The sequence below is a fragment of the Ruthenibacterium lactatiformans genome (genome assembly GCF_000949455.1).
GTDB classification, from domain to species: domain Bacteria; phylum Bacillota; class Clostridia; order Oscillospirales; family Ruminococcaceae; genus Ruthenibacterium; species Ruthenibacterium lactatiformans.
Window position 1 is genome coordinate 25,137 of record NZ_JXXK01000037.1, and the last position, 8,949, is coordinate 34,085.

An 8,949-nucleotide genomic window follows, 5' to 3' on the forward strand; every position below is an offset into this window, starting at 1 on the left:
CAGTGGCAATAAAAATTGCTCCCTTTATAAAAGACAGCAAAGTAAACGTTGTCTCTTATAGAGGGAGCTGATTTTATATCATATCGATTCGGAATTCAGCCGGGTCGTCAACAATATGCAGTTCTGAACAATGCATCCCGTTTTCTATTGACGCATTGCCTGTTTATTCCGGTTCTACTGTAACTGTGTATTCATACCTTTCCCCTGAGGACAAATGCAGGATACAGGGACGCTGTGTCAGATCATAGCCTCCGTTGGCCTCAGACGGCAGGCCCTGCCAGGGCTCCACACACACAAATTGCCCGTCGTTGTCAGGCGACCATACCACCATTGCAGCAAATCCTCCAATGGAGACACGGATCCCCCTATCGTTCCCGACGGGACGCAGCGCGACCCAGGGCGCGCTCAGGCCCTGCAGGACCAAGCACCCATAAGTTTGAAATAGTGCTTTGGACAGCGGAAGAGTATCGGTATTGTCCAAATAAGGCGTCTTTTTATCAAGCAACCCTTTATTCAACTGCCAGTTCCAGGCTGTTTGAGCTGCCGGAAATACCAAAGCATAGTTTTCCAATGAACCGCCCCAAGGTGTTAAGGATAGCCCCAGATGTTCACCCACAGAAAAATACATCTTTTCTTTACCGGTATTTTCTACTCGGCGTGTAATGGCGAGGCCCGCAGCAGTAAGAGTGAACACGCATGTAAAGCGGAACAAAAAAGGATACTGCCGCAATGTCTCGCGGTCTGCTTCTAAAACAAGCTCCACACACGTTTTCGTATGACTCTGTACAAAAAACTCCCGCTCTTTGGCAAATCCGTGAGGCGGCAGTTCGTAATTTTTTTCCTTGTACTCAAAGCGCAGGTCTTTTAGTTTGCCGGTAATGGGAAACAACGTGGGAGCATGACCGGCCCAGTAGCGTTCATCCCCCTGCCAGACGAATTCTTCCCCGCTGTCCTTGCGCAGCAGAGAGCAAAGTTCCGCTCCTAATGTATCGATTTGCGCGACAAAAATGTTGTTTTCAAGTTGCAGCCTCACAACAGTACCTCCTAATTTTGAATTTTACTATTTGCCCTTTCTTGTCCGGCATTAGAACCGGTTTGGTTTACAGGCAAGAAGCTGTGTTTCCCGAAAGCCATCATATGAAGTTAAAATACGCAGCGCCTCCTTATCTTCCTTTACATCATATGCTTGCTCCGTTCCCTGTGGAGCTTATGCCGTGGATATTGTAGCATAGCAAAAAAAGTGCGTCAAATTTACACTTTTTATAATAAAAGGGATATGAAAATAGACATATTTCACAAAATAAATACAATTTTAATAGTTTAACATAAAATATTTATATTTGCTATTTTTTTCACATTTTGCTTCTTTCAAATGCGGCATTATTGATGAGAATTGTTGTACATGAAAAATTTTTCTCCTGATAAAATAAGTTCATTCCAAGGGATTTTCGATTGCTGCAGCATCCGTTCTCCCTTATGCAAATGGGTGGATATCATAAACTATGGAAAGGGGTTGTCTTTAACATGAAAATTGGTTTTATTGGTTTAGGACGTATGGGACGTGGCGCATGCGAAAATTTTGTCAAAAAAGGCCATGATGTAGCGGTATATGATGTGAGTGCCGACGCCATGGAGTATTTTCGAGGGAAAGCCGAGCTTGCGTTCAACCCGGCAGATTTATTTGAACGCAGTGAGGCGGTGCTTCTTTCACTGCCATCTTCCGTGCAGGTGGAAGCTATGTGTGACACATTTTTGTCCTGTGGTGTAAAGGACAAAATCGTGATCGATTTGTCCACCAGTTATCCGCTTTCCACCAAAAAGCTGCACGAAGCATTTAAAAAGCATGGCGGTATTTTGCTGGATGCGCCTTTGATGGGAAACCCTGATATGGCGGCGGCAGGGACCATTTCTGTCACGGTGGGCGGCGACGAAGCTGATTTTCAGGCTGCTCGTCCTATTTTTGAAGTATTTACCAGCCGAGCGGATTACATTGGCGAAGCCGGCAGCGGCCACCTTGTAAAGCTTGCGTTGAATTTCACTGGCCTAATGTATGCAGTCACTTATTCTCAGATGTTTCCTTTAATGGAGAAGTTAGGGCTGGATACGCAAAAATTGTTCGATATCATTTGTGAGCAGAAAACCAATTGCGGCGTTTTTCAATTCTACGGCCAAAAGGTAAAAGACCGTGATTATCGTATGGATTTTGCGTTGGCCTTTGGCCTGAAAGATCTGGGATATGTTAAAAGGCTGTATGAAGATTTGAATTGCCCGGCCTTTGCCTTGGACGGAGCCCTGGATTTGCTGCGTACCGGGCTTAAAGACGGCCGGGGCGGTCACGATTTTTCGGAAGCGGCCGCAGTGATGCGGGATTATCTGGAACTATAAAACGACGTTTCAAAAATGGAGGATTCACAAAGGAGGAAAAAAATGTCCACAAAAATGCAACGGTTATTCTCTTTAATGATGGCTGTTCTGATGATGCTTTCTCTGACTGCCTGCGGCGGAAATGCTACTTCCAGCACACCTGCCTCTGTGTCCGGCTCCGGCTCTGAAAGTGGGGAGCAAGTCTCGGAAGCGGCGAAACGCCTGGAAGAACAAAAAGAGCTGAATATTATGTTCGTGGCAGGGAATTTCGCGGAATCCATGCAAAAAATTTATGATGACTACGAAAAAGAATATGGTGTGAAAATCAATTATACGATTTTAGGAGTCGACACTTATTTTCAAAAAATGCTGGTGGAGATGTCTTCAGAATCTGATGCTTATGACCTGATTTATTTGATGAGCCCTCAATTTTTGCAGTACGCTTCCAATGACTGGTTGTATCCGCTGGACGATTTGATTGCTGATAAATCTATTACAGACGATGCGCTGCTGGACTTGGACGGCTTGATGCAGTCTTCAGTGGACGCTCAACGGTACGAGGACAAGCTGTACGGCCTTCCGGTATGTTCCCTCACCACGTTGCTATACTGGCGGAAGGATTTGTTTGAGGCTGCCGGGCTCGATCCGGAGCAGCCGCCTGAAACTTGGGAAGAGCTGCGGGAGTATGCCCAACTGCTGCACAAGGACGGCGTCTATGGAGTCGGCATGCGTGGCGCGCGCAGCGCGGGCGGTTCAGAAGGCCTGATTTGGGAATGGCCGATGGTCATGTATTCTATGGGAGGCGATTTTGTAGCGGACTTCCCCAACGATATGACGCCTACTTTGAATACGCCGGAAGTTGTGGAATCCGTGGAATATTACGCCGATCTGCTTCAAAATTATTCGTTCCCGGGTGCGACAACCTGTAACTTTGAAGATATTACCGTGTCGGTACAGCAGGGTGATCTTGCAATGTGGATCGACGGCGCGGCCATAGTTCCCAATTATATCGATCCTGAAAAATCCAAGACGCGCGAGGAGGATGTGGGCTTTGCGCCTGTCCCCGCCGGTCCGGAAGGGCGCTGTGCTCCGTTGAACGTGCACTCTGTCAACATCCCCAAGAATGCAAAGAATAAGGAGCGCGCTTGGCATTTCATGCAGTGGGCATTGTCCGAAGAGACCCTGTGTGCCTTGGCACGGAAGGGAATCTGGTTACAGTGTCCCGGGAGGCGGTATACAATAATGCCGATTTTATTGAGAAAAATGATGTCGGCGACGGCGCCTGGCTGAACGCTATGCGTGACTCTTTGGCCAATTATGCTATGCCGCAATACCGCCCGCTGAACCCTGAGTGGCCGGAGGTGGCGGATATTGTCAGCAATTATATCTCCGATGTGTTTGCCAAACAAATCAGTGCTGAAGAAGCGATGGAGATCGCCAATGAAGAAGTGGCCGAAGTTTATCGGGAAGCCGGGTATATTTCCTGATCGGCAGTAAAATTTGGCGCCTGTAACTGATTATATAAAGTCTGAGCCTCTCGGGAGGCCGGCAAATGGGTCGGACGATCGAATTGCTGACTCATGGCGGCCTCTTGAGAGGCATTTTTCTGAAAATCCGGTAAAACCTGTGCGGCAGGCGCATTACGATATGGCAGCACGAAAGGAGAAGCGCGATGAAAAAAAGAAGTTTGATCCCTATAGCCAAAAATCCAAAAGGTGTAACATTGAAATCGGAACGCCAAACTCTTCAAATTGCGTTTCTGTTTCCGTTGTTTTTGTCACTCTTGATTTTGGTATTGGTACCTATGGCAAGCCTGTTAGGCCTTTCTTTCACGAACTATAAAATGACTGGCGGCAGGTTCCGCTTTATAGGTTTGGAAAATTATATTGACTTGTTTACGGACAAAGGCTTTATCAATGCCGCCCAAAATACGATATTTATGGTTTTCTTTAGCGTGCTGTTACAGATGGTGGTTGGAGTGGCTGCGGCGTTGGCCATTCAGCGTATGAAGCGTTTACGCGGGCTCGTACAAGCGTTGATCGTGATGCCTATGGTGATCCCGCCTGTGGTTGCGGGCCTGATTTGGCGTATTTTGCTGATCCCCAAATATGGAGGTATTCATGCATTGTTGTACGGGATAGGCATTCAAGAAGCTCCGGCTTGGCTGACCGACCCTGTTTCGGCACGGTGGGTAATCGTATTGGTTTCCGTGTGGGAATGGGTTCCTTTTGTAGTGCTATTTGTAATCGCTGCGCTGGATTCGCTGCCGGTCTCTCCCTTTGAAGCAGCACGCATCGATGGAGCCAGCTTTTGGCAGGAGCTGTGGTATCTCACATTACCGCTTATTAAGCCGATTTTATCTATGGTATTGGTTTTTCGCGTTGTGGAAGGACTCAAAATTTTCCCGCTTGTGTTTTCTCTCACCCAGGGAGGGCCTGGCAATAGCACCGAAGAACTTACTTACTTTGCGTATTCAGAAGGCTTTGTAAAATTTAAGACAGGCTATGCATCGGCGTCATCAATGCTGATGTTTGCGGTATTGCTGGTGCTGATTGTGTTTTTCTATGGGAAGAAAAGTAAGGCTAAGTAGCAAGGATGGTGAAGTATCATGTTGAACGCGAATATGAGACAGAGGCTTTCCGGCATAGCGCGAAGTTTGTTTGTGGCGGTGCTTATGTTTGCCACGCTGTTTCCGTTTTATTGGACGCTTCTAATCTCTCTGAAAAATCAGAGCGATGCTTTTCAAGTGCCTCCAGACTTGATTTTTATGCCAACGCTGGAAAACTATGAAGAATTGTTCGTAACAGGCAGCTTCGGAAGGTATTTTTTCAATAGCTTTGTGGTCTGCGTATTGTCTATTATACTGGCGCTGTTGGTGGGGATCCCGTCAGCTTATATCTTTGCCCGTTGTGAGTTTCGGTTTAAGAAGGCCTTTTTTTATGTGCTTCTGATCACGCGCATGAGCCCAGGCGCAGTATTTGTGATTCCCTACTTTATTGCCTACAAAGAACTGGGATTATTGGATACTTATATCGGCTTGACGCTGATTTATTTCGCGTCAAACTTGGGAATCATTGTGTGGAGTCTGAGAGCTTTTATGGAGGATATACCGATAAGTCTGGAAGAAGCCGCGCGCATTGACGGCTGTTCGCTTTTACAAACCCTGTTCAGGATTTCTATTCCCTTGGCTACGCCGGGCATCGCCTCTACGGCAATTTTATCATTCATCTTTTCGTGGAATGAATTTTTGTTTGCGCTGCTGCTCACACGGCAGAAGGTGCAAACTGCTCCGATCGGTGTTTTGAATTTCATCGTATTCGAAAAAATGAATTGGGGCGTCATTGCCGCTGGTGCCATTGTAATTGCGCTGCCGGTAATATTCTTTGGTATTGCCATTCGAAAATATTACGTCAAGGGCCTCACACAGGGCGGGCTTGCAGGCGATTGACGAGGGGAAAACGCTTCCCAATAAGCGACAGTCACCGTGGAACATGGAGTGAACTTTTTGCTGCGCTTGCGTTATTGTCTTGGTACGGTGCCTGTGACCATTCCGGGGGGATTTATATGAAGCAACCAAACGTGGTATTTATTATTTCAGATGATCAGGGGTTCTGGTCGCTGGGCTGCGCAGGCAACAGGGAGATATATACTCCAAACATCGACCGTCTGGCTGCTCAGGGCATGCGTTTTGAGAATTTTTTCTGCGTTTCGCCGGTATGCTCACCGGCGAGAGCTTCGCTGCTGACAGGGTGTATCCCGTCTCAGCACGGTGTGCATGACTGGCTGCGGGATGACGACGAACGTCGAGCATCCATCGAATATCTGGCGGGCCAATATTCTTATACCAAAGCTCTGGCCGAAAGTGGTTACGAATGTGCATTGAGCGGCAAGTGGCATATGGGAGCCAGCGCCCGGGCCCAGCAGGGCTTTACGCATTGGTTTTGCCACAAATCCGGAGGAGGGCCCTATTATGGGGCGCCCCTGTACCGGGATGGTGTATTATATCGGGAAGAGCGTTATGTCACCGATGCTATCACAGATGATGCAGTGGAGTTTTTAAATTCGCACAAAGAGGCAGAAAAACCGTTTTATTTGCATGTGGCCTATACGGCTCCGCATGCGCCGTGGCTCAATAACCACCCCGAAGAATACACAAAGCTGTATGAAAACTGTCTGTTTGAATCTGTGCCGCATCTGCCGCGGCATCTGGACAGCATCTACCTGACGGATGAAGTAGCAAAAGATGAGCGGGCGAATTTGATTGGCTATTTTGCGGCTGTTACTGCCATGGATGTAGGGATCGGACACATTCTGGAGACGCTGGACGAACTGGGCCTTGCGGAGGACACGCTTGTGGTGTTTACCTCGGACAATGGGTTCTCCTGCGGACATCACGGCTTTTGGGGCAAGGGAAACGGCACATTCCCACTGAACATGTATGAGGAATCGGTGAAAGTGCCGTTCATCGCACGGCATCCAGGCCGTATCCCCGCTGGAGTTGTCTGTGATTCGCTGGTGTCTGCTTATGACTTTATGCCCACATTACTGGATTATTTGGGGCTAAAACCTCTTGATATGGCAAAACGTCCGGGCGTTTCCTTTGTACCGGCGCTTTTGGGCCAGGACTTTGAACGCCCCGGCGGGATTGTGGTGATGGACGAATATGGCCCCAACCGGATGCTGCGGGATCAACGCTATAAATATATTGCACGCTATCCGTATGGTCCAAATGCGCTTTATGACCTGAAGTCAGACCCCGGAGAGCAGGACAATCTTCTGGCACACGGCGGTTTCGAGGCGCTGGAGCAGGAGTTGCGCGGACGGCTGGAGAAATGGTTTGCGAAATACGTGAACCCGGAGATCGACGGCGCACGGGAAGCAGTGTTTGGCTCTGGCCAGATCGGGCTGGCCGGTCTGTGGGGGGCGGGTGTATCAGCCCATAGCTGCGACGACTATATCAAGAAAAATCCGAACTATGCGCTGTACCGTGTAAAATAGTACCGGAAATAAGATGGTGGGCAATGGGACTGACTGCACGAAAAAAGGCATATCCAGCAGAGAGATGCACGCCTTGCAACGTTTGGAACGTCACCGGACAGATAAAAGTATTTTAACAGCTGCCATGGCAGACACTGCGAAAAACGATCGCAAGGCGTATTGCGTTTTATCCAAAGAGAAAACATGAACACATTGCACTGTACAAACAGTCCCCGCGCGAAAAGGGGGCAGGCTTGCGGAATAAAGAAGATCAGACGTAGGGTACAAGACATACAAAAAAGCAACTATGCCGGAGGGACAGGAGCTGTTGTCATGACGTCATTGTGTGAAATTATTACAAAACTACTTGCGGACGCTTCTTTGAATATGCTTGGCTCAAATTGGATGCAGTATGTGAAAAAGGGACGAGAGGATTCATAAAATGTCAATGGTAGCATTTCTAGTCAGTTTTCTGGCATCAACAGCGGGTGCGATCTGCGGAATCGGCGGCGGAGTTATCATCAAGCCGGTTTTGGATCTGTTCCAGATGGCCAGCGTATCCACGATAAGTTTCTTATCGGGCTGTACAGTGCTCTCTATGAGTTTGTACTCTGTTGGGAGAGCGGCGGCGTCCCGTGATAGTGTTGTGGATTTCAAAACAGGGACGCCGTTGGCATTGGGAGCGGCTCTCGGCGGCGTTTTAGGCAAACAGCTGTTTACTGCTGTTAAAGAAGCGGCATCCAACCCGAATATGGTGGGGGGCGTACAGGCCGGCTGTCTGACGATCATTACAATTTACACGCTCGCTTACACTGTAAACAAAGCGAATATCAAAACACGCCGGGTGAGGGGGACCGTGCCCTGCGTAATAATCGGCATAACACTCGGTATTATGTCGAGCTTCTTGGGAATTGGCGGCGGACCAATCAACCTGGTGGTTTTGTACTATTTCTTTTCGATGTCCACAAAGGTGGCGGCGCAGAACAGCTTGTACATTATTTTGATTTCGCAGATTACAAGCGTTACGACAACATTGTTCACATAAACTGTTCCGGAATTTGAATGGCTCTGGCTGGTTCTAATGGTGGCCGGAGGGATCGGCGGGGGTGCTGTAGGTAGGAAAATCAACAAGAAGATTGATGATAAGCATGTAGAGATTCTATTTATCGGGTTAATGTTTACCATTATCGGAATCAGTTGTTATAACACTTGGGCATTGATGAAATAGTGATCTTTTGCTTTATACTACATACATAATCATGCAAGCTGTGTTATGGCAGCAGCGGTGATAAAAACGGCAAATAAGCAGTATAAATTGACAGATAAACAACGGGATCGGGTGAAGAAATATTATGCACCAGTTTTATGTGATGCTTCTAAATGCGAACACACTGTGTTCCGAATTGAGCTGAGCCCTCGACCGGACGCTAATGCGTATATCCGATAAACAAGGACGCAAATTGACATATCTGCACTATTTTAAAAAGGATTTTTGCAACTTTTAGCGCATTTTCTTTGCAAGATGAGCCAATTCTCTTATCTTATTTCAATTTTCGGTTTGTACAATTCACAAAAGTGGCGATTTAGCATTCGGTTAATTCTGTTGTT

Annotated in this window: 8 protein-coding genes; 7 read left to right on the forward strand and 1 reads right to left on the reverse strand. The window is 47.6% G+C overall.

What is annotated here, in order from left to right:
- Positions 1–163: 163 nt before the first annotated feature.
- The gene (locus TQ39_RS17225; RefSeq protein ID WP_050006444.1) at positions 164–1,033 is read right to left on the reverse strand and encodes an aldose epimerase family protein; all 870 of its coding nucleotides are present in this window, start codon (positions 1,031–1,033) and stop codon (positions 164–166) included.
- 491 nt (positions 1,034–1,524) lie between these two features.
- Between TQ39_RS17225 and TQ39_RS17230 the strand changes: the two genes are divergently transcribed.
- The 7 genes from TQ39_RS17230 (at position 1,525) to TQ39_RS17260 (ending at position 8,386) form a co-directional block, all read left to right on the forward strand.
- On the forward strand, positions 1,525–2,385 hold the full coding sequence (locus TQ39_RS17230; protein WP_050006445.1) for an NAD(P)-dependent oxidoreductase: 861 nt from the start codon (positions 1,525–1,527) through the stop codon (positions 2,383–2,385).
- 42 nt (positions 2,386–2,427) lie between these two features.
- A complete protein-coding gene (locus TQ39_RS17235) occupies positions 2,428–3,654 on the forward strand; it encodes an ABC transporter substrate-binding protein (protein WP_050006446.1) in 1,227 nt (408 codons plus the stop codon).
- A 5-nt stretch (positions 3,655–3,659) separates the two neighbouring features.
- Positions 3,660–3,851 (forward strand): hypothetical protein, encoded by a 192-nt coding sequence (locus TQ39_RS17240; protein WP_050006447.1) that lies wholly within the window; start codon positions 3,660–3,662, stop codon positions 3,849–3,851.
- Between the two features lie 185 nt (positions 3,852–4,036).
- Positions 4,037–4,954 carry a carbohydrate ABC transporter permease gene (locus tag TQ39_RS17245; protein WP_050006448.1) on the forward strand — a complete coding sequence of 306 codons (918 nt, stop codon included), beginning with the start codon at positions 4,037–4,039 and terminating at the stop codon, positions 4,952–4,954.
- A gap of 18 nt (positions 4,955–4,972) precedes the next feature.
- Positions 4,973–5,812 (forward strand): carbohydrate ABC transporter permease, encoded by an 840-nt coding sequence (locus tag TQ39_RS17250; protein ID WP_009325360.1) that lies wholly within the window; start codon positions 4,973–4,975, stop codon positions 5,810–5,812.
- Positions 5,813–5,928: 116 nt separating this feature from the next.
- Positions 5,929–7,362: a sulfatase family protein gene (locus TQ39_RS17255; RefSeq protein ID WP_050006449.1), complete on the forward strand. Its 1,434-nt coding sequence runs from the start codon at positions 5,929–5,931 to the stop codon at positions 7,360–7,362.
- Positions 7,363–7,783: 421 nt separating this feature from the next.
- Positions 7,784–8,386 (forward strand): TSUP family transporter, encoded by a 603-nt coding sequence (locus TQ39_RS17260; RefSeq protein ID WP_338092842.1) that lies wholly within the window; start codon positions 7,784–7,786, stop codon positions 8,384–8,386.
- The last annotated feature ends 563 nt before the right edge of the window (positions 8,387–8,949 follow it).